The organism is Streptococcus sp. VTCC 12886 (genome assembly GCF_049893425.1).
GTDB classification, from domain to species: domain Bacteria; phylum Bacillota; class Bacilli; order Lactobacillales; family Streptococcaceae; genus Streptococcus; species Streptococcus suis_AA.
This window is the reverse complement of record NZ_JBMVJB010000078.1, coordinates 1-725: the sequence shown is the minus strand read 5'-3', so window position 1 is coordinate 725 and position 725 is coordinate 1. Positions and strand designations below refer to the sequence as shown.

Annotated in this window: 2 protein-coding genes; one reads left to right on the top strand and one right to left on the bottom strand. The window is 40.0% G+C overall.

What is annotated here, in order from left to right; translation table 11 throughout:
• A partial coding sequence (locus ACPC57_RS11590) for a transposase (protein ID WP_434067006.1) occupies positions 1-313 on the top strand: 313 nt, incomplete at its 5' end.
• Between the two features lie 154 nt (positions 314-467).
• On the opposite strand, the gene ACPC57_RS11585 is transcribed toward ACPC57_RS11590, so the two are convergent.
• Positions 468-725: LPXTG cell wall anchor domain-containing protein (locus ACPC57_RS11585; protein ID WP_434067005.1), on the bottom strand; the 258-nt coding region annotated here is incomplete at its 5' end.

The window sequence follows — 725 nt, the reverse complement described above, 5'->3', positions numbered from 1 at the left end:
CTATCAGCTTCTCTTATTTCATTTTCAAGAGAAGAACTCAGACCATTTCTTTGACCTCATCGAACAGGAAATAGCCACTGTTAATCCTATTTTCCAGACGGTATTTAAGACATTTCTAAAGGATAAAGACAAGGTTTTGAATGCTCTAGAATTGCCTTATTCCAACGCCAAACTGGAAGCTACCAACAATCTCATCAAAGTCATTAAGAGAAATGCCTTTGGGTTCAGGAACTTTGAAAACTTTAAAAAACGGGTTTTGATTGCTTTGAACATAAAGAAAGAGAGAACGAAGTTCGTCCTCTCTAGATGTTAGCTTTTCATCTACCCACTACAGTTGACAAAGAGCCAAGAAAGAGAGGACGAAGTTCGTCCTCTCTAGGTGTTAGCTTTTCATCTACCCACTACGGTTGACAAAGAGCCTGACAAAGAGCCTTTTTCATCAGCCTAATTGTAGCTGATAAAGAGCACTACTCCTCATCTTCTTTATTGCGTTTCTTTCCAGAGACTAAAAGTCCAGAAAGTCCCAAAAGTAGAGCTCCAATGATAGGAAGACTTGAAGAATCCTCAACTCCTGTTTCTGGAAGCATTGCTTTTTTCTCTTCTGTAGGAGTAGTTGGAGCAACAGTCCCTTTATCATGAGTCGGAGCTACTGGAAGGTTGGTATCTGGTGTCTTCGGATTCTTATCATCCTCATCCTTGATACCATCGTTATCATCATCTGGATC